15 protein-coding genes are annotated in these 19,834 nt (G+C 56.3%); 6 read left to right on the top strand and 9 right to left on the bottom strand.

Features of this window, described 5'->3' with window-relative positions; genetic code table 11:
* Nucleotides 1-46: 46 nt before the first annotated feature.
* Complete coding sequence (gene katG, locus CA832_RS11150) at nt 47-2,284, bottom strand: catalase/peroxidase HPI (protein ID WP_088341692.1); 2,238 nt, start codon at nt 2,282-2,284, stop codon at nt 47-49.
* Between the two features lie 321 nt (nt 2,285-2,605).
* Here katG and CA832_RS11145 point away from each other — a divergent pair, with 321 nt between their 5' ends.
* From CA832_RS11145 to CA832_RS11125, 5 genes are all read left to right on the top strand, one after another.
* Nucleotides 2,606-3,328, top strand: a complete 723-nt coding sequence (locus CA832_RS11145) for a hypothetical protein (protein WP_088341691.1) — start codon at nt 2,606-2,608, stop codon at nt 3,326-3,328.
* A gap of 114 nt (nt 3,329-3,442) precedes the next feature.
* A complete protein-coding gene (locus CA832_RS11140; RefSeq protein WP_143542382.1) occupies nt 3,443-3,934 on the top strand; it encodes a hypothetical protein in 492 nt (163 codons plus the stop codon).
* Nucleotides 3,935-4,027: 93 nt separating this feature from the next.
* Nucleotides 4,028-4,585: a 3-keto-disaccharide hydrolase gene (locus tag CA832_RS11135; protein WP_088341689.1), complete on the top strand. Its 558-nt coding sequence runs from the start codon at nt 4,028-4,030 to the stop codon at nt 4,583-4,585.
* Between the two features lie 18 nt (nt 4,586-4,603).
* Complete coding sequence (locus tag CA832_RS11130; protein WP_088341688.1) at nt 4,604-5,206, top strand: hypothetical protein; 603 nt, start codon at nt 4,604-4,606, stop codon at nt 5,204-5,206.
* A gap of 61 nt (nt 5,207-5,267) precedes the next feature.
* Entirely contained in the window at nt 5,268-5,690 is a 423-nt protein-coding gene (locus tag CA832_RS11125) for a hypothetical protein (RefSeq protein ID WP_088341687.1), read from the top strand.
* A gap of 3 nt (nt 5,691-5,693) precedes the next feature.
* On the opposite strand, the gene CA832_RS11120 is transcribed toward CA832_RS11125, so the two are convergent.
* From CA832_RS11120 to CA832_RS11110, 3 genes are all read right to left on the bottom strand, one after another.
* Entirely contained in the window at nt 5,694-7,028 is a 1,335-nt protein-coding gene (locus tag CA832_RS11120; protein ID WP_088341686.1) for a YfcC family protein, read from the bottom strand.
* A 129-nt stretch (nt 7,029-7,157) separates the two neighbouring features.
* Entirely contained in the window at nt 7,158-7,676 is a 519-nt protein-coding gene (locus CA832_RS11115; RefSeq protein ID WP_088341685.1) for a 5' nucleotidase, NT5C type, read from the bottom strand.
* A 58-nt stretch (nt 7,677-7,734) separates the two neighbouring features.
* The gene (locus CA832_RS11110; protein ID WP_088341959.1) at nt 7,735-8,421 is read right to left on the bottom strand and encodes an NADPH-dependent F420 reductase; all 687 of its coding nucleotides are present in this window, start codon (nt 8,419-8,421) and stop codon (nt 7,735-7,737) included.
* Between the two features lie 136 nt (nt 8,422-8,557).
* Here CA832_RS11110 and CA832_RS11105 point away from each other — a divergent pair, with 136 nt between their 5' ends.
* A complete protein-coding gene (locus CA832_RS11105; protein WP_143542381.1) occupies nt 8,558-9,028 on the top strand; it encodes a lipocalin family protein in 471 nt (156 codons plus the stop codon).
* Nucleotides 9,029-9,039: 11 nt separating this feature from the next.
* Here the strand turns inward: CA832_RS11105 and CA832_RS11100 are convergent, their stop codons facing one another.
* The 5 genes from CA832_RS11100 to CA832_RS11080 all read right to left on the bottom strand — a co-directional run bounded on the left by CA832_RS11100 (nt 9,040) and on the right by CA832_RS11080 (nt 19,827).
* Nucleotides 9,040-12,492, bottom strand: coding sequence for a hypothetical protein (locus CA832_RS11100; RefSeq protein ID WP_088341683.1), 3,453 nt, complete (start codon nt 12,490-12,492; stop codon nt 9,040-9,042).
* An 84-nt stretch (nt 12,493-12,576) separates the two neighbouring features.
* Nucleotides 12,577-13,890 (bottom strand): glycoside hydrolase family 2 TIM barrel-domain containing protein, encoded by a 1,314-nt coding sequence (locus tag CA832_RS11095; protein WP_143542380.1) that lies wholly within the window; start codon nt 13,888-13,890, stop codon nt 12,577-12,579.
* Between the two features lie 9 nt (nt 13,891-13,899).
* Nucleotides 13,900-15,438: a sugar porter family MFS transporter gene (locus tag CA832_RS11090; protein WP_088341681.1), complete on the bottom strand. Its 1,539-nt coding sequence runs from the start codon at nt 15,436-15,438 to the stop codon at nt 13,900-13,902.
* 98 nt (nt 15,439-15,536) lie between these two features.
* Nucleotides 15,537-17,144, bottom strand: coding sequence for a family 16 glycosylhydrolase (locus CA832_RS11085; RefSeq protein WP_088341680.1), 1,608 nt, complete (start codon nt 17,142-17,144; stop codon nt 15,537-15,539).
* 10 nt (nt 17,145-17,154) lie between these two features.
* A complete protein-coding gene (locus CA832_RS11080) occupies nt 17,155-19,827 on the bottom strand; it encodes a hypothetical protein (RefSeq protein WP_088341679.1) in 2,673 nt (890 codons plus the stop codon).
* Between the last annotated feature and the right edge of the window lie 7 nt (nt 19,828-19,834).

Genomic DNA, 19,834 nt, shown 5'->3' with positions numbered 1-19,834 from the left:
AGCGGCCCGGGGGCCGCTTTTCGGAATTTAAAAATGAACCTCAGTTTTATTTCAGGTCGAAACGGTCCAGGTTCATAACCTTGTCCCATGCCTTGACGAAGTCCTTAACGAACTTCTCGGATGCATCGCTGCAGGCATATACTTCGGCCAGGGCCCGGAGTTCGGAGTTCGATCCGAAAATCAGGTCGGAACGGGTTCCGGTCCAGCGCAGGTCGCCGGTCTTGCGGTCGCGCCCTTCAAAGACCTCCTCGGCCTCATCCACCGGCTGCCACGCAGTACGCATGTCCAGCAGGTTTACGAAGAAATCGTTGGAAAGGGTTCCCGGACGGTCGGTGAAGACCCCGTGAGCGGAACCGTCGTAATTGGCACCCATGGTCCGCATCCCTCCTACCAGCACGGTCATTTCGGGTGCGGTAAGGGTCAGCAGCTGGGCCTTGTCTACCAGCAAGTGCTCCGACTTCACAGAAGCAGGGCCTTTCAGGTAGTTGCGGAACCCGTCTGCATAGGGCTCTAAGTGTTCGAAGGATTCCGGGTCTGTCATTTCCTGGGTGGCATCGGTGCGACCCGGGGTAAAAGGCACGGAAACATCATGTCCGGCATCTTGGGCCGCTTTTTCTACAGCCGCACATCCGCCCAGGACAATCAGGTCTGCCATGGAGACTTTTTTGTTGCCGCTCTGGGCTCCGTTAAAGTCTGCTTGGACCTGGGTAAGGGCATCCAGCACCCGCCCCAGTTGTACGGGGTTGTTGGCTTCCCAGTGTACCTGGGGCTCCAGGCGCACCCGTCCGCCATTTGCGCCGCCCCGGTTGTCGGAGCCGCGGAAGGTGGAGGCAGAGGCCCAGGCGGCCCCAACCAGTTCGGAAACGCTCAGACCTGTAGCCAGGATGGCTTTCTTAAGACCAGCGATGTCCTTGTCGTCTACCAGGTCGTAATCGCGGGCCGGGATCGGATCCTGCCAGATGAGGTCTTCCTTCGGTACTTCCGGGCCCAGGTAGCGGGACTTCGGCCCCATATCCCTGTGGGTTAGCTTAAACCAGGCTTTCTGATAAGCTTCCTTAAACTCCTCCGGGTTTTCCAGGAAGTGGCGGGAAATCTTCTCGTAGGCCGGGTCCATGCGCAGGGAGAGGTCCGTAGTGAGCATGAAGGGAGCGTGTTTCTTAGACGGGTCGTGGGCATCCGGTACAGTACCGGCACCTGCCCCGTCTTTCGGGCGCCACTGGTGTGCCCCTGCAGGGCTCTGGGTCAGTTCCCACTCGTATTTAAACAGGTTGGTCAGGAAAGTGTGGCTCCATTTAATCGGGGTATCCGTCCAGGCGCCTTCCAGCCCACTGGTAATGGTATCCGAGCCTTTACCGGTACCGAAATGGCTCTTCCAGCCCAGGCTCTGCATCTCGATGGAAGCCCCGGCGGGTTCTGCCTCCAGGTACTCGGAATCTTTGGCGGCCCCGTGGGTCTTACCAAAGGTATGGCCCCCGGCAATCAGGGCTACGGTTTCGTAATCGTTCATCGCCATACGCCCGAAGGTCTCGCGGATGTCATGGGCGGCGGCTACCGGATCCGGGTTACCGTTGGGGCCCTCCGGGTTCACGTATATAAGCCCCATGTGGGCCGCTCCCATTTGTTTTTCCAGCTCGCCCTTCTCGTTATACCGGTCCTTGTTGCCGAGCCATTCGGCCTCGGAGCCCCAGTAGATATCCTCCTCGGGTTGCCAGATGTCGGCACGCCCACCGGCAAAACCGTACATGGGCAGCCCCATGGACTCATGGGCCACATTCCCCGCCAGGATCAGCAGGTCTGCCCAGGAGAGTTTCTTGCCGTATTTCTGTTTGATGGGCCACAGCAGTACGCGGGCCTTGTCCAGGTTGGCGTTGTCCGGCCAGCTGTTGAGCGGGGCAAAACGCTGGTTGCCTGTTCCGCCGCCTCCGCGCCCGTCGGAAATACGGTAGGTCCCGGCTGCGTGCCAGGCCATGCGGATAAAGAAGGGGCCGTAGTGGCCGTAGTCTGCCGGCCACCAGTCCTGGCTGTCGGTCATCAGGTCGGTGAGGTCCTTTTTAACCGCGTCGAGGTCGAGCGATTTAAAGGCTTCGGCATAGTCGAAATCCGGATCCATTGGGTCCGCCTTTTCGGAATGCTGGCGAAGGATGTTCAGGTTAAGTGAATTGGGCCACCAGTCGCGGTTGGTAGTACCCCCGCCAGCCGCCTGGTTGAGCTCCCCGTTCAAAAAGGGGCACTTTGAGGCGTCGTTGACGTCGTAAGATGTGTGTGAATGATTTTTATCTCCCATGTTGTTTGTGAATTTTCGATTTGCTGGTATCCAAATGTAGCATAATGGATTCTTATACTTTTCGATTTTCCATAGGAATAAACTATACGGTTTAGGGAAAACTTATAGTAGTATCGCTCCCGTGGAAAGGACCTTAAATTTAAGCAATTAACATCCCATTCGAAAGCAATTCACGGGATATTTCGAGAGGGAAAGCTGTCCTGTCGGGATGGGGGCAGGTGCCTGGGATTGTTACCTCCCATACCATGCGGTTATCCGAAATTCCATAAGTTTGACCCTGACCCATCAGGCTTGTTAAAAATAGGCCTTCAAGACACCTGAATGAAACACCAACGACATTGCGCTCTGCGCGCCTGGGCCACCACCTGCCTGGCTGGCCTGCTGATGTGGGCTACCGGCTGCGGGGAGCAACCTCCTACCGCCTACCAGGAGCACCGCCCCAGTTTTTCTGAACTCCGACACGGAGACTGGACCGCAAACCAATGGGTGCGAAAACCCGAAAACCTGCTGATGCTCCACGAGAGTTTCAAGCAATTCGGGTACTTCAAACTCCTGGACCAGGTCCATCAGGGTGCCGGGGAGTTTCTCATTGGCCCTGTTTATGTCCGAAAGAATTTCCGCCAATGGGCAGACAGCCTGGAGGCCTCATTTGCGGATCCGGAGGCTTTTGGGACCTACTACCGGGAATTCTGGGAGCGCCGCCGAGAAGAAGGAAATGATTCGGCCGTACACCTCATCCTTCGGGAATTCAACGACCTTACCCACCGGGGCCGCATGCTGCCTTCCCGGCCCGGCAGGGTTAACGACACCCTCGCAGCCCTGCTGAACCTGGAATTCGGCACCGGGGCCTGGATCGAGGAGCGGGCCCTTTCGGCATTTGGCCAGCTTAAGGCATTTGGTATGCACCAATCGGCCTACAACCTGTTGTACGAGCGGCCCGAAACCGCCGGGCTGGGGTGGAACCGGGACAGTCTGGAACAAACCTTGAGGCCCTTGAAAGCGGGAACGTCAGGGTATCCGTGGCTGGCCGATCTGGAAAAATAAAAGGGTACTACCAGGAGGTTTAAAGCAACCCCCCGGGCAAAACCTTATCTTTATAGTATCCGCCAAGGCCCGAGACGGGTTTGTAGCGGAGATAAAACCCCAAATCTCACTGCCATGCGCCACTACATCCTATTGCTATTGGGCGTCCTGCTCCTGATGCAGGGCTGTTCCTCGGACGATTCCGGGGAAGACCGCCGTACCCTGCTGACCTTCACCGAGAATACCGCCGTGATCCCCCCGGACCCGGATGCCCCCGTCCAGATCGCTACGGTTGGCTCCGGGGACAAAAGGGTATTCCGCTACGAGTTCACCATCGATTCCGACCCTCAGATTGCCGATTCGGGCTTCTCGGAAATTCTGATTTTCGAAGTGGATGCGGCACTCACCTCCTTTACCGCGACAGGACTGGCCCTGGTGCGGCTTTCCCCCTATTACCGTCAAAGCTGTTTTTGCGAAACCAATGACAGCTTCCCGGTAACAAGCGGCACCATTTCCGGAAACCGGCGTTCGCAGACCGAATGGGAGGTGGATATTGATGTCTCCTTTCTCTATGGGTCCATCGAAAAAGAACTGCAGGTATCCGGCATCTTTAAATTGGCAAACTAAAGGGATGGGCGGACTTCCCGAAAAATCCGGGGGATAAAAATACCCGCCCCTTACTCCTTTGGCCACACCCGCTTTTGTATCTTTAAGTCCGGTATGAGGATACTTATTCCATTGTGGATGCTTGCCCTGGCCATTAGCACATGCACCGACCGGGGACGGGAATTGTTTGCCCCGGGCCAGGCAGATTGGGAGGTCCATGGTGCGGCCCAATGGGACTTCCGAGACGGGCTGCTTCAAGGCCGGGCCGATTCCGCAGAAGGTTTTGTAATGACGCGGGAGCGTTACACCGATTTCCGACTGGAACTGGAATTCATGCCGGACAGTACCATCAATTCCGGCATCTTTATCCGCTGTGCCAAACAGGAACTAAGTGCCACGGACTGCCATGAAATCAATATCTGGGACCTGCACCCCAACCCGGAGTTCCGGACCGGGGCTATCGTAACCCGGCACCCCCCCCTGGCCCATGTCAACACCCTGAACCGCTGGAATACCTACCGTATAGACTGCCGCCCCGATACCCTGAAGATCTGGGTGAACGACACCCTCACCGCCAGGCTGGCAAACCCCGGGCTTGGGTCCGGTTATATCGGATTGCAGGCCAGCGGGACTGGGACTATCCGCTTCAGGAATATCCGCTTATACCCTTAAATAATGCTCCGCACGATTATGACCCGAACCTTGGTTGCCCTGATTACCCTGTTGGTTGCCCCTGTCCTTCCGGGGCGCGCCCAGGCGGAAACCGACCTTGTTGAATGGTCAGAGGCGTACCAGGTAACCCTCTCGGACTTCCGCTCTGCCGCCACACAAATCCACCCGAAACTGCCCGGGAGCAGCATGCAGTCCGGGGTACGCCTGGGCTTTGGGGTACAGATGAGTACGGCCGCATTTATGTTTACCCGAAATTTCAACCCAAAGGTGAGCGCCACCCTGCAGCGGTCGGCGGCATTCCTGACCGCCCCGGACAGCACTACGGCCAAGCAGCTGGCAGGGCTGGCCCGCTACGAATTCGACCTTACCGAACTCTATGCCCGCAAACTCCGCAAAGCCCTGTTCGAAAACAAAAAAACCTTCTCGGACATCGGGTTTTTTGAGCCCTATTTCCAGGAATTACAAGCCGAAATGGCCGCGGAGAGCAGCCGGGTGGCCAACGTCACACAGATGGGGCAGGACCAGGATAAACTCAGGGAAGAGCAGGAGCGGGTGCGGGAGGAGATAAACGCGCTTTCCGGTTTCTGCAAGACCTGTAAACCGCCTAAAAAAAGGAATTAGAGAGAGTACTATTCCCTATTATAAGTATCTCAATTTTTGCATAAGTTGTATTTTGGAGATCATGTCACGTTTTCTGTCACTTGCCCTTGCATTCCTGACCTTCTTCATCCAAGGCTGCCGGGAAGCCGAAACTTATGAAAAAAACACCTCGGCTTCTGCCGAATGGGCCGGGCAATACCTGCTGCGAACCCAGGGGCAGGACAACCCCAACGTAACGGAACGCTACGTGCTGGCCACCAGTGGCCAGGCCGAACACCATACCTTAAGGCGCAACGGGCGGTTTTCGGAGTACCACCTGGAGAAAATCCGGCGCGGCAGGTGGTTGGAAACCGGTCAAAGCCTGGAGATTACCCTGGAAGCGCCCGGGGATTCCATACGCGAAACCTACCACCAGACACTGCGCTCCCCGGACAGCACGCGCACAGACACCCTTTGGGACAACGGCAAAGGCAGTACCCTGCAACGCCTGGTTAAATTCCGGTAATCTTCAGGAATAACCGGTCTGTAAGGCCACGATGAGCGCCAGTGCCGCTATCCCGAACAGCAGGAGGGCAGGTTTCCAGATAAACCGCAGCCACTGATTATAAGGGATTTCACAAACGGAGAGGATGGCCATAAGCGCCCCGTTGGTGGGTACCAGCATATCCATATTGACCGCCCCGTACTGATAGGCCAGGACACAAACCTGCCGCGGCATGCCGGCCAAATCGGAGAGGGGGGTCAGGATGGGCATGGTCAGGATGGCCTGGCCCGAATAGCTGGGGACCGGCAAGTGCAGGAGGGATTGACCCACAAGCATCCCCAGGGCCGCCAGGGGGGTGGGCAGGGCTTCCATGGGGGCAAAAAGGCCATATACAATGGTGTCTATAACCATCCCCTTTTTAAGCAGGAGGGAAATACTGCCGGCCATACCAATGACGACACTGGCGTAGATCATCTCCCGGAACCCGCCGGCGTAGGTCATCCCGGTCTGGTTAAGCCCCATGCGCGCTATAAGTCCACTGGCAATAGCCAGGGCAAAAAAACAGCCCGAAAGGTGGTTAAACCCCCAGTCCCATTGCAGCATCCCGTAGGTAACCAGGCAAAAAGTCGCGGCGAGCAACCCCAGGATAAGCATCCCCCTGGAGCTGAGTTGCCCGTTGGAGGCATCCATCGGGATTTTGGCTACCGGGTTCCGCCTTGCATACCGCACCAGGTATAGCACCCACACCCCCAGGGCAATGGCCAGCACTACCAACCGGAAAGGCATGCCCGAGAGCAGGGCCAGACCCGCTTCCTGCTGGGCCAGTAAGACGGCAAACGGGTTAAGCGGGCTGAAGGCTGCCCCGAGGACTGCGGAACCAAAACTCATGGCCACCGCCAATTTGGCGTCGTAGCCCATGGAGCGCGAGAAGAGCACCAAAATGGGAGCCATGGCAATCACTTCCTCCTGCAAACCGATGGTAGCCCCTGCGGCCGCAAAGAGGACCGAAACCGCCAGGATGGCCAGGGCTTCCCTGCCCTGTAACAGGTCTACGATACGCTGCAGGGCCTGCCCCAGTACCCCGGTTTTTTCGATCAGGTAGAAACATCCGCCAATAAGTAGGATCAGGACAATCAGGTCTGCCCGGTCTACCAGGCCTTCCGGGATGGCTAGGACCAGGTCCATAACACCAAGGGGTTCGGCCTGTATTTCGGAATAGGAATCCGGCACCACCGTTACCTGCCCGGAGGTTGGGTGGGTCTGGCGCTCATAGGCCCCTTTGGGAACCACAAAGGTGAGGCCCCACGCCAGCAGGATTACCCCCAGCATAATGGTAAAGGCATTCGGGAATTTTTTCATGGAAAATCGGTTGGTCTGAGGGGAAATGAATGTCCTGCCCACGGGAAACGCAGGTGTACGCCCCGGGGAAAGGTCAGATACCGCCCCTGGTTTTCTTAAATGTAGGTAAAAAAACGGTTCCCGGGCCGCTTACAGCAGGCGGTCTGCCGCGTCCTGCCAGTTGTCCAGGCGTTCGAAACCTGTGGTGTGGATGTTGTGGGGGGAGGTAAACAGGATACTGCGGCCCTGGAAGGTCTCCAGGTTGTGGCTGCGGTCGTCTATGAGGATATCTCCCCTGAGAATGTGCTTGTCCCCGCAGAGGATGCGGTTGCGCCAGTGGATAAAGGGGAAGTGCTCATCCAGCCATTCGTGTTTTTCCTTCAGGGAATTGGGAAATTGCATAGCAGCCGAAGCAATAAAGACCTCATACTTCTCAACGAGTTCCCTAAGCACTTCCTGGCTGTGGGCAATGGGGTTGAGTTCCCTGAAGAAGCCCGGCTCGTAATAGTGGTTCCAGATGGTTTGCCGGTACTCGGGAACCTGTTGCCAAACTTCCCCGCCCATGCATTGCTCCCGGCTCAGGGCCGTACCATGGCGGGCATTGAACCGTTCGATATGCGCGCCGTAGGTATCTGCAATTACCTCGTCCATGTCCACAAATAGCGTCATTGCCGTCCTTTTTTTTGCAAAGATCGGAAAAAGTGGCAAGCTGTTGCTTTCTGGGAATTCAGGGGCGTCGGATCTCGAAGTTCATGATGGGGGATCCCATTTGGACCATCAGCCCAAGCCAAAGGGGCATAAGCATTTCCGTGCCCCGGGCGGCACCGATCCCCCCGAGATCCAGCACCCGCCCACGTGGCCACCCCAGGGAAGCCAGCAACCCCAGAACCACCTCTTTTGCTCCGGGGTCATCCCCGCACATAAAGAGATTATGGGCGCCGGGAACGATATCCGGCTGGACCATGACCCGAAAATTTACCGTATTGAGGGCCTTCACAACCCTTGCCCCGGGAAACCGTTGCTGAATACGTTCCCCAAGGGAATCTGTATTGCAGTAGGCCAGGGTAGGCGGAAACCCTTGGGAAAAATCCAATGGGTTAGCCACGTCCAGGAGGACTTTGGACCCTATTTTATCGGCACCTATCTGGTCTAGTGCGTCCAGGGAAACCATCCCACCTGTGGCATTGACCAACACCTCGGACCCGTCCGGCACCTGCCCGAAGGACACCAGGGTTACCCCGGGGTTTTCGGCATGCCAATGGGCAAATGACTCCCCGCTTTGCGGGTCTTCCACCGTTCTTTTTGCGGTTTCATCCGGGTTTCGGGTCGCCATCCAAACCTGGTGGCCCTGGGAATGGAATGCAGCTGCCAGGGTTTGCCCCACCACACCGCTGCCAATGATTGTGATTTTCATGGTTTTTCCCATAATGTACTAAATATGAGCAAATAAACCCATGACCGCTCCGTCAGGAGGACCTGGCAATGCCCCGCCGTGAAAATTTAGTATCTTTCGGGACCGTCCCAACAGGGACGCCCCATTGCCTATACCTATGAGAAAGATCGCTTACCTTATGACAGCCCTGTTGCTGTGGTCCTGTTCGGACGACGACGGGGGCACTGGACCAAACCCCAATGCCGAACTGGTAGTGGGCACCTGGAACCTGACGGAACTCCGGATCAGCCCTGCCCAGGACATCGACGAGGACGGGACCCCTACCTCGAATGTCCTGACTGAGCTGGACTGTATCAGCGCACGCATTACCCTGCGCGCGGACAACACATGGACCTTTAACGGAAACGACCTGGTGGTGACTACCATTACCGGGGGCCTCTTCAAATTTTTCTGTTCGGAAGAGAACCGGACCTCCGGCGGGAACTGGGACATCCAGGGCAATACCCTGCGCCTGGCCGACGGCACCGGAAATGTCACCCAGTTTGCCTTCGACAGTGCAAACAACACCCTTACCAACCTCATCGGCGAGGTGCTGCCAGGGCTACAGGCAGAGGTGTATACGCAGTAACTTGACTTCCCTTATCCAGGGATGCCCACCTCCACACGGACCACCTCCCCGGACCTTTTGAAAATGGCGGCGGAACGTTCAGGGTCTAGCCTGTGCCCGGGCTTGCGCTCCGGCTTGCCCTTAGCATAATGCACTTCGATATAGGCCTCTCCCGAGCGGTGGTAAACAATGGGCACCTGGCAATAGGTAAAGGCCAGGGAACCTGCCGGCAGGGCCAGGGATTCCTCATTTCCTGCTAGGTTGCGGTACACGAAGGTATCTGCCTGGCCCAACCATTCTTCCGGGTCGAACCAGAACGGGCCAAACGCTATGGCACCGGATTGGACCCTTACCCCGAGCTCCATAAGCCGGGTCAGGACATCTTCCTTCACCTGGCCCGTCATCCCGGGTTGCTGGGCACCCCGGTGTGCAGGGGTATGAGAGTAGGGGTCTGTAGGGAAAGCCCCGTAAACCCCTGGGGATTTATGTACCCCAATTCCGGCGTTGACCTCGTGGTAATGTCTTTCAAGCCTGCGGATCAGCTCCTGCGGCGCCCCACTTGCCTGGCCCCTGGCACAGGTCTCCAGGACCGCCAGGGATAATTTGGATACCATGTGCCAATAAATGGATCCGAGACCTTCATAGCCAAAAAAGGTGCCGCTCCGCCCGGTGAAGGAGCGATGGTCGAAAAGCTCCTCATAGGTTTCCAGGATGAGCTTCCGTTCACCCGCTACCAAATGAGCGTAGGAGGGCGGAAGGCAGTCCAGGGCTTCTGCCAGACGGGAGGCATTATTAAAGGCCCCGTTAAAGTGATACCCACCAGAGCTGTCCTGCTCGATAACCGACCGGTCCCCGTCCTCCAGCAGCTGTTTCAACAATTCGGATGCTGCGACCCGGGCTTCCGGGATAAGATTCTTCCGGGTAAAGGGCGGCAGGTCTTTATTCGGGTAGAGGATATAGCTATTCTGATCTTTACGGTACAGGGCACTGGAGCGCAGGGCATCCATCAAGTCTGCGGATGCGGCCGCATCCAGGTACCCGGAACTCAGTACTGCGACCTGACCTTCGAGCATCAGGTCCAGGTAGGAAACCGACAGGGACCCGGGCTGGCTAAGGTCGATGAGGTTGTAACTATGGAAGAGTTGATCCTTCCGGCGGTTGGCTGCAATGGAATGTGCGGTGTAACGAAGCATCTGCTTAACAAAGACGGCCAGTCGGTCTGCAGGTAATTCGGATTTACCACTGGGGAGCCTCCCCTGATAGACAGAGGCACGGTACTGCTCCCCTGCCCTTCCCAGGGTCTCGGTAAGGGCCATCCGGCGCACATCGTCGAAGGATCCGGACAATTCCCCTTCATGGGCCTTAAGAGCCTGGTCCGCGGCGTCGAAGAAATCGAGCAAGGCCTTGGAAACCATGGCACGTCCGGGCTGGTGCCGATCCAACACCCCATCCAGGAAATTCAGGAAGCGGTGCAGGTAATACAGGGTTACCATGGATACCCCGTTGCCCACCAGGGCATTGTTGGCGTCATTCCACTCCGGGCGCTGGGTGTTGAGCCAAATCCCGGCTTCGGGGACAAAGTTGGATACCTTGGCCAGGAGCATGGCCAGGAGTTTTTCCACCAGGTTCACGCGGTAGGGCTGCCCGTCCACCCCCCTCAGGAGCACTCCATCGGAACCGGAATCGGACATTCGTTTGCGCAGTTCCTTATCCAGGGCCGCATCGAATACAATGGTATCCTTTGGGTTCTGCAGGATATCGTCGAAGGATTTGATGCGGTAGGGCACATCTACATAGACAAAGACATCTGTTTCCCAGAAATCCATGAGGCGCCCCGGTTCGTAATCTTCTGCAAATTCCAGGAATTTCAGCAGGTAGATCACCTGGTGGTCTCCCCAGTACCCTATGTAGGACCAGGGGTCGTCGGGTTCGATAACCTCCCAGTCCACCCCGTATTTGGTAATCCGGTACGGGTTATACCCATCTGCCGTGGAGGCATTCAGGAATTTGTGGATCATCCCATGGATAAAGCCCGGATACGAATGGGCCAGGGCTTCCCAATTCTGGAAAATATCCCTCCAGTTCCCCTGGTAATCCAGGATTTTAGCCCCATCCGATTCGCGCTGGGTATTGATGGAAAACTTATTCCAGGGCCTGCTGGGATCCCCGTGGCGGCGGCTGAATTTCAGGGGGAGGTATTCCAGGCACAGCCGCATCAGATCTGCATCGGCAACCTGCCCGGCCCTTTCCAGGAGGTCGAAGCGGGTAAACGCTTCCGGCAGGCCCGAGAGCATTTCCCGGTGCTGCTGGGAGACCCGCTGGCTGGCCCTGCGAATGTATTCCGCCAGGTCTTCACGCTCCAGGAGGTAATCCTGGTCCATAATTCCGCCCCGCATGATGTTGTACATCACGTTGGCGTAGTGGCGCATGGTGCGCAGGGGGTCGGCCGTTAGCTGTAAGCCATCTGCCGCTGCAGCAAGCCCCATTAATTTTTCGGTTCCCAAACGGATATCGGACTCTACTTCCTGTAGCAGCGCATCCGGCTTCCCAAGGGCTTTGTGCAGGTCCGCCACCGCGGAAGGCCCCTGGTTCACGTTGGCTACCAGGGTCCAATGGTGCTCCCTGCCTGCATCCAGGTTAAGCCGGGAATAGGCCAGGTACGCCCCTTTCTCCCCTTTGTTCAGGGTCTCCGGGGTGGGGGTTACCCCATGCCGAAAGTCCTCCACCTGCCTGGCAGATACCAGGCAAACCGGGGATTCCAGCCCGGCGGACCAGACCACATTGGCTTTTAGCGCCTCGCTGGGTTCGGCCCGGTCCACAATAATGGCGCTCAGGGCATAGATGCCCAGGCCGCTTTCGGGCAGCAGTTCGCTCTTCTTATAGGCGTCTACCAGGTTGCTCCGGGTATTCTGCAATTCTGTGGTTACCCCATGGGGTACCAGGTTGAGGAACCCGTCAAGCAGATGTACCTCACAAGGGTTCCCGGAAGTATTGCACAGCCGCGCCTTTCTCACAAATCCGAAACGGTTGCTGGTCTCCCACTGGTATTGAAAGACCAACCCCAGGTCCAGATTTTCCTCCTCGAAGATCAGGGTATTGCCATACCGGTTCTTATAGAGGTTGCGACGGATGTTGTAAAGCCCGGAATACCGCTCGGAGAAGGGTTCCCAAAGCATAGAACCCCCAGAAGCCGAAGCGACGCGGAAAAGGGTCTTACAGCCCGTGGTATCCACAGATTCCGTGATCTTGTCGTCTGTATAATACGGGAAAAGGGCGAACTCGCTGTTTTTACGACCTGCCGTCAGGCCCCCGTTACTGGAGATAAACATCCAATGGTTCCCATCGCTGACCAGGCTCATAAAAAATGGGCGCATCTGGTCTACATTGGCGATTTTATAAAAGGATTCCCCCTGGAATTCAACAATCTCTCCTTCCACCTTGCCGGAAGTATCCAGGATCGGGGTATTACCTACATGAGTTTGCATAAGTACTGCTCTTTTTAAATACCATAGGCCCCTTCAGAATTACGCTAAAGAGGCCCGCGGGTGTTTGTGATAGGTGCGTATCCCTTATTCCACCAGGAACGGGATGTTTGCCGTTGCGGCATGCGGATGGCCATCTGTAGCATATACAAATAGCCGGTAGGCGCCGGGGGCCGGGGCCGTCATTTCGAGCTCCCCTCCGGACTGGGACTGGAAAAGCCCCGTTACGGCTTCCGGACGCTCCTCATAATCCCCGCCTTCTCCCAGGTCAGTACTCTCAGGCAGCACTTCCCAGCGGTAGGTAAGGGGGTCAGACTCCGGATCTGTAATCACGGCGCTCGCCGTCACTACAGACCCGCTGGCAATTCTGACATTCTCATAGGCCGTTTTACCATTGAGGGTAAAGCTCTCGATCTGGGGGGTCCGGTTGTCCGGCCACGCCCCATTCCAAATATAATGCATCACATCTACAGACTCGGTTTCCTTTCCATCTTCGAGAAAAATCCCGTACCAGGTAGGTGTGCGCTCCTGTTTGTTTCCCCACAAAAAAACATAAGATCCGATACACTGCAGGCTGTCTGCCTCAATCCCACCCTGGAAGCGCTTCAGGTATTTCGAGGCCTTAACCGAGCTGTGCTCTTCAATTGGGGCTTTCCAATCCGTGGTAGGGACTTCCCAGTGGCCGGTAGCCCCCCATTCGGTCACCATATAGGGGCCTTCCCATCCAAACTCGCGCACCAGGCGCGGGAGGTCGGGTAAATCGCCATACATCTGTACCGAAAGAATATCCAGGTCCGGGCACCGGGCCTTGATGTAATCCACTTCCTTTTTGGAAATGCCCGCCAGGCTTGTAGTGGTCAGGTGGTTCGGGTCTACTTCATGGATCATCTCCGAAATTTCGTTCACTGCATCCCATACTTTCGGATTGGTATAATGCAGGTTGAGCTCATTGCCAATACCCCAGATGAGCAGGGCCGGATGGTCCTTTAATTCGAGGACCTGGCGACGAATATCCTCCAGTTGCGCCTGTACGGCCTCGCGGTCGTTGTAATCGAACCCGTGCCTTTCCCGTGCCACCTCGATCCCCATGGTTACCATCAGGCCATTGGCATAGGCTTCATCGAGGATTTCCAGGGCCGGACGCTGTCCGTTATCGGTCCTCCAGGTGCGAAACGAATTCCCGTTATGTGCGGCCAGGGCCGGGATATTGCCAAATTCGAGGCCTGCTCCTTTGATGTAGAACGGTTCTCCGTTTACCTCCAGGGTATACTTCCCTTCTGCTTCACTGAGGGTTACCTTGGCAGGGCCTGGTGTTTCCTGCTGCGCTGCGGCTGCAGGTTCGGGTTGCTGCTTACAGGCAATGAGACAAACAATGCTGAATAAAACTAAAATTGAACGCATAATGAAAACTTATTTTCGAATCAGTAACTCCTCCACCTCTTCCAGGCTCCTGCCCTTGGTTTCGATGACATATCGTTTTACAAACAAAAGCGCCAAAAGCGATAAAAGGGCGTAAATGGCAAAGGTTGTTGTGGGGCCCAGGTTGGATAGCTCCCAGGGAAATACCTGGGTTACCGAGAAACTCACCAGGGAGTTGAAGAAACCTACAACCGAGATGGCAATCCCTTTAATCTTACTCGGGAAAATCTCGGATATCAGCGTCCACATGACCGGTCCAAGCGAAATCGCAAACGCCGCAACATAGAGCAGAATGGCGACCAATACCAGGGTGGCATTGATCTGGATAAAGTTGGTGATCTGGTTCCGCTTGAAATCCAGGAACTCATCTTCCGAAAGGCTCGGGGCAATCGCCTCAAAGAGGGCTGCCTGCCCGTCGAAGGAACGCCCCTGGAACTCGGTCAGCTGCGCCCGGGTCTGCTCATTGGAGACCTTCGCCAGGGCGGCATCGCTAAACTCGTAAGTCGCATTGTTAAACGCCAGGGTTGCCAGCAGAAGGGCTATGGTCATACAGGTTGTCCCGATAAGCAGCAGGGGTTTGCGGCCCAGCTTGTCGATAAGCCAGATGGCCACAAGGGTAAATACCAGGTTGGTGAGCCCTACCACTATAGCCTGGAGGAAGGAGGAATCGGTGCTGCCACCCGCCTGTTCGAATATGGTGGGGGCATAGTAGAAAATGGCATTGATTCCGGTAATCTGTTGGAAAAAGGCAATCCCCATAGCAATGATCATGATGGTGGCGTATTTGCTTTGCAGCAAATCGGAGAGTTTGCCTTTGGACTCCTTTTTGGCGAGCCCGCGCTGGATTTCCACAATGGTGGCTTCTGCATATTCCTCCCCGCCGATTTTTACGAGGATCTTCCGGGCCAGATCAATTTTGTTGAGCTTCTGGATTAGCCACCTCGGGCTTTTAGGGACGGTAAAAAGGGCCAGGAAATAAATCAGGGCCGGGATGGCCTCCACCCCCAGCATCCACCGCCAGCTATCCTCACCCAGGTCTACCAGGAAATAATTGGAAAAATAAGCCACGGAAATACCGATTACGATATTGAGCTGGTTAAAGGATACCAGGCTCCCCCGGAGTTTGGGCGGGGCAATTTCGGCGATATAAACCGGGGCGATCAGGATGGCCCCGCCTATGCCCACACCCCCGATGATACGGGCGATGATAAATTCGGTATACCCGGTTGCCAGGGCAGACCAGGATGCAGAAATCGTAAAGAGGGCTGCCACCACAATAAGGACATTGCGGCGTCCGAAGCGGTCGCTTATGGGGCCTGCGGCAAGGTTGCCCGCCATGGCACCAAATATGACACAGCCTACGGCGAAACCGAGCATGGCGTCGGTCATTTCAAAATAGACGGTAATTCCGCGGACGGCGCCTGAGATTACAGCGCTGTCGAAGCCCAGAAGGAACCCCCCCAAAGCCACGATGAGGCTTATGAGGATGGTATAGGACTTGTTCATCTTAATGGTGGTTTCCTGTTGCATGTCGGTCGGTTTTGGTCAGGTTGATTTTCCATCAGACACCGGGGCTCCGGAGGGAATCCCCGGAGCCCGCTGACGATGTGCCTTGAAGGTACATAATTCTATTGATACACCCGGATGTAATCCACCTCCATGGTCGACGCCGTAAAACCGGGGTCGATGGCTCCTCCGAAGGTGCCGCCCATGGCTACATTCAGGATCAGGAAAAAGTCCTTGTTGAAGGGCAGGCCCGAATTATTGGTTACGGCATGGTACTCCTGGTCATCCACGAAAAAGCGGATTTCCTCTGCGGTCCATTCCATGGCATAGACATGGAAATCGTCCGAAACCCCGGTCACCACAGTGGATCCGGTACGGGCATTGCCCGCAAAGTTGTTCGGGTCGTGGGTAGAACCGAAGATGCGGTCCTGGTCGTTCCCTACGTGCTCCATGATGTCGATCTCCCCGGCAGCCGGCCAGATGTTGGTTTCAAAATCGGCCCCCAGCATCCAGATGGCAGGCCATGTACCGCCGCCGGTGGGCAGCTTGGCACGGACCTCTACCCTCCCGTACTGAAATTCGAACTTTTGGTAGCTCTGGATCCTGGAAGAGGTATAGTCACTACCGGAAAAAGCCTCTGCGCGGGCCGTTATTTTCAGCAGGCCATCTTCCACAATAACGTTCTCCGGGCGGTCGGTGTAATACTGGGATTCCCCGTTACCCCAGCCGTTGTTTCCGGTACCCAGGTCGTAATTCCAAACGGCCGGGTCCGGTGCCCCGTCGGTATCGAAGGCCTCTTCAAAAATGAGGGTGTCGAAACTGTCGGCCGGGGGGGTTCCGCTATCCTCCGGCACAAATGTGGAATACCAGGCCAGGGGGTCGTCCCCGTTAAAAGGCTGGCTGATTCCCCGAACCGTAAGACGGTCTTCGGTAAGTTCCACGATCTGATACTGGCCTGAGATAACGGCCCAATAACTCATAAAACTGTTCCCCACATCGAGGGTTCGGGTCCCGTCGGCATTGTCGATAATCACGAAATTACTGGCAAAGGAGGCCTGGTCGGTAATGTCGCGGCATTCATCCACAAACTGGCCCGGGGTGGCATCCGGAAAAAACCGGTTCACCTCTGTCCAGTTCATGAAAATCTGGTTGTCTGCCCCCGGTTCCAGGCGGAAACTGTAGTTGTCGTTGGCATCGTAACTGAACACCAGTACATCGTCGTACAGACAGGGGTTAAGCTGGTCGGGGCCTGCGCTGAAAAACTCGGGGAAGTCATTGGTAAGGGGACCTACCCCGAAATGGCCGGCCTCTGTGCGGTTCCATACCCATCGTTTTTCCCCGTTACCCGCAATCTGTTGCAGGGTAGCGGCGTCAATAAAAAGGCGGACATCCATGTCTACATAGACCGTTGTGCTGGAAGACAACCCACCGGCACTGTAAGCCACTACCGTTACCGGGGTGCTGTACTGCCCGGAACGCGTGAAGCGGAACTGGGCGGATTCGCCTGCGCTTATGACCACGGGATCATTCCCGGGAATAAAAAAGACGTGGTAATACAGACTGTTGTCGGACTGGGGTGTCACCGTCACATTCCCGGACTGGTCCGAAGCCACGCTGACGTTTACCGTCAGGTTTGTGGGGATGGCGAGCTCCTGGAGTTCGGGTTCCTCTTCCTGGCACCCGGCCATCAGGGCCAGTATCGCTATCAAAAATATTCCGAATCGTGTCATGCCGCGGTTTTTATTGTTGGGTGATATCGTCCAGGTAGAAGGTACCCGCCGTAAAGCCGGGCCCGTCTACAAAGAAGGTCATCTGGCCGTATTGGCCGGTAGGTACAAAAGGCTCTCCCACCCCCTGGGATCCGTCGATAAAGCTCTTGACTGCATCGGTGGCAAAGTCGAAGGTGAGTTCTTCCCATCCGGAGCCGCTGTGGTTGGCCGTAACCTCACACTGGCGTTCCCCGTTGACCCCGCCTTCGAACTTAAGCAGGACCGGGACTGCGGTGTTGGACCAGAACTTCAGAGCTATGGTCTTGTTGGCGCCGGAGAAATCCACCGGGACATCCAGGACAAAGAAACCGCCCTCAAACTGTACGCCGGCATTGGTAATGGCCCCTACGTTGCTTACCGTGGGGTTGGCACCGGAAGCGTCCGGGTTTGCCACCACCGCATAGGAGGCACCGTTAAACGTGGTCATATCGTAAGCTACTCCGGGCTGGTCGAAATCGATAGGCAGCTTCAGCTCTGTGCTGGGGGCTATCTGCTCGATATCGTCAAAATAGAAAGTGCCGGAGGTAAAGCCAGGACCATCTACAAAGATGACCATGGTGGCGTACTGGCCGGTGGGCACAAAGGGTTCGCCCACCCCCTGGCTGCCGTCAATGAAACTCTTGACCGCATCGGTGGCGAAATCAAAACTGATCTCCTCCCACCCGGTACCGCCGTGGTTGGCCGTTACCTCATTCTGGCGTTCTCCGTTAACCCCGCCTTCGAATTTCAGGAGGATGGGCACGGCTGCATTGGACCAGAACTTCATGCGGATAGTCTTGTCGTTTCCGCTGAAATCCACCGGGGTTCCCAGGTTAAAGGCTCCGCCCTCAAACTGGTTTCCGGAATTGGTCAGCGCCCCTACCTTAGATACGGTGGGGTTTGCCCCGGAGGCATCCGGGTTGTCTACCACCGCATAACTGGCCCCGTTAAAGGTGCCCATATCGTAGGCCACCGAAGGGTTGTCAAAATTCATCGGCAGCGCCAGCGGCTGGGTTTCAGCATCCTGGGAAATATCGTCCAGGTAGAAGGTGCCGGCAGAGAAGCCAGGCCCGTCTATAAACAAGACCAGGGTCCCGTACTGTCCGGTGGGCACGAAGGGTTCTCCTACGCCCTGGTTTCCGTCGATAAAGCTCTTGGTGGCATCGGTGGCAAAGTTGAAACTGAGTTCCTCCCATCCGGTACCGCCGTGGGTGGCTGTTACCTCGTTTTCGCGTTCCCCGTTCACTCCTCCTTCAAATTTCAGCAGGACGGGAAGGGAAACGGTAGACCACAATTTCAGGCGGATGGTTTTGTTGCTGCCGCTGAAATCTACCGGGGTATCCAGGACGAAAGCTCCGCCTTCCCACTGGTTACCGGAATTGGTGATGGCTCCTACTTTGCTGACCGAAGCATTGGCACCGCTCGGGTCCGGGTTGTCTACGATATCATAGGAAGCCCCGTTAAAGGTCCCGAAGGCGTAATCTACCCCGGAGACATCGAAGGTAATGGGCAGTTCCAACGGACTTGTGGTGCCGCCTGACTGATCGATATCGTCTATATAGAATGTCCCTGCGGTGGTGCCCGGGCCGTCTACAAAGATGACCATGGTGGCGTACTCCCCAGTGGGGACAAAAGGCTCACCTACCCCCTGGCTGCCGTCGATAAAACTCTTGACGGCATCGGTGGCAAAATTAAAGCTGAGTTCTTCCCATCCGGTACCTCCGTGGTTCACGGTAACTTCATTCTCGCGCTCCCCGTTCACGCCTCCTTCGAATTTCAGGAGGATGGGAACAGCGACATTAGACCAGAACTTCATGGTGATGGTCTTGTCGGAGCCGCTGAAATCCACAGGGGTTCCCAGGTTGAAGGCCCCGCCCTCAAAATTATTCCCGGAATTGGTGATGGCCCCTACTTTGGAGACGGTCGGGTTGGCACCGCTCGGGTCGGGATTGTCCACCACCTCGTAGCTGGCGCCGTTAAACGTGCCAAAGGCGTAGTTTACAGTGGGGGAATCGAAGGTGATCGGGAGGCTGATGGGGTCTGAAGCCCCGCTGATGGTCACCACTTCGGTATATTCAAGGGTTGCTGCTCCGGCCCCCCGGGCTACAACCCGGATGGTGTAATCGCCGGTTTCGGCATACAGGTGGGTAGCCGTCTCCCCTGCCATGATGGTCTGGGGTACTTCGTCCGCTACGTCCCCGTAAAAGATGTCGAAGACCGTGGCATTATCTGCCGTGGGGGCTACGATCACCTCAAAGGGATTGGTCTGGGAGATGGAGATATCCACCGCCAGGTTGGTGGGCGGGGTAAAGGAGATATTTACCACGCGTACCAGCTCGCTGGTGAGCCCGGTGGCCCCGACCGCTACAATGCGGAGCTGGAAGGTGCCCTCTCCGTAGATATGGGTAACCGTTTCACCCGGTGCTGCCTGCACGGGGGTTTCATCCTCCACATCGCCGAAGAAAATATTGAAGGAGCTCGCCCCAATGGCCGTCGGGGTAACCGAAACGGTCCCGGTGTCGTCCTGAGCGATATCGAAGATGGCCTCGACATTGGTCGGAGCGGAGATATTCTGCAGCACATACGATACCTGGTCGTCCTCGGAGCATCCGGAGAATACCAGTAAAGCGATACATGCTGTTACAAATGTTCTGATCTGTTTCATGGTTGCC

It is taken from the genome of Robiginitalea sediminis, assembly GCF_002198115.1.
GTDB classification, from domain to species: Bacteria; Bacteroidota; Bacteroidia; order Flavobacteriales; family Flavobacteriaceae; genus Robiginitalea; species Robiginitalea sediminis.
Note: the sequence above shows the minus strand (reverse complement) of the source record. Positions and strands in the feature narration are given on the sequence as shown.

Bases quoted from the DNA above. Each gene is read 5' to 3' on its own strand.
- katG (WP_088341692.1), bottom strand. From the start codon at position 2,284: ATGGGAGATAAAAATCATTCACACACATCTTACGACGTCAACGACGCC.
- CA832_RS11145 (WP_088341691.1), top strand. From the start codon at position 2,606: ATGAAACACCAACGACATTGCGCTCTGCGCGCCTGGGCCACCACCTGC.
- CA832_RS11140 (WP_143542382.1), top strand. From the start codon at position 3,443: ATGCGCCACTACATCCTATTGCTATTGGGCGTCCTGCTCCTGATGCAG.
- CA832_RS11135 (WP_088341689.1), top strand. From the start codon at position 4,028: ATGAGGATACTTATTCCATTGTGGATGCTTGCCCTGGCCATTAGCACA.
- CA832_RS11130 (WP_088341688.1), top strand. From the start codon at position 4,604: ATGACCCGAACCTTGGTTGCCCTGATTACCCTGTTGGTTGCCCCTGTC.
- CA832_RS11125 (WP_088341687.1), top strand. From the start codon at position 5,268: ATGTCACGTTTTCTGTCACTTGCCCTTGCATTCCTGACCTTCTTCATC.
- CA832_RS11120 (WP_088341686.1), bottom strand. From the start codon at position 7,028: ATGAAAAAATTCCCGAATGCCTTTACCATTATGCTGGGGGTAATCCTG.
- CA832_RS11115 (WP_088341685.1), bottom strand. From the start codon at position 7,676: ATGACGCTATTTGTGGACATGGACGAGGTAATTGCAGATACCTACGGC.
- CA832_RS11110 (WP_088341959.1), bottom strand. From the start codon at position 8,421: ATGAAAATCACAATCATTGGCAGCGGTGTGGTGGGGCAAACCCTGGCA.
- CA832_RS11105 (WP_143542381.1), top strand. From the start codon at position 8,558: ATGAGAAAGATCGCTTACCTTATGACAGCCCTGTTGCTGTGGTCCTGT.
- CA832_RS11100 (WP_088341683.1), bottom strand. From the start codon at position 12,492: ATGCAAACTCATGTAGGTAATACCCCGATCCTGGATACTTCCGGCAAG.
- CA832_RS11095 (WP_143542380.1), bottom strand. From the start codon at position 13,890: ATGCGTTCAATTTTAGTTTTATTCAGCATTGTTTGTCTCATTGCCTGT.
- CA832_RS11090 (WP_088341681.1), bottom strand. From the start codon at position 15,438: ATGCAACAGGAAACCACCATTAAGATGAACAAGTCCTATACCATCCTC.
- CA832_RS11085 (WP_088341680.1), bottom strand. From the start codon at position 17,144: ATGACACGATTCGGAATATTTTTGATAGCGATACTGGCCCTGATGGCC.
- CA832_RS11080 (WP_088341679.1), bottom strand. From the start codon at position 19,827: ATGAAACAGATCAGAACATTTGTAACAGCATGTATCGCTTTACTGGTA.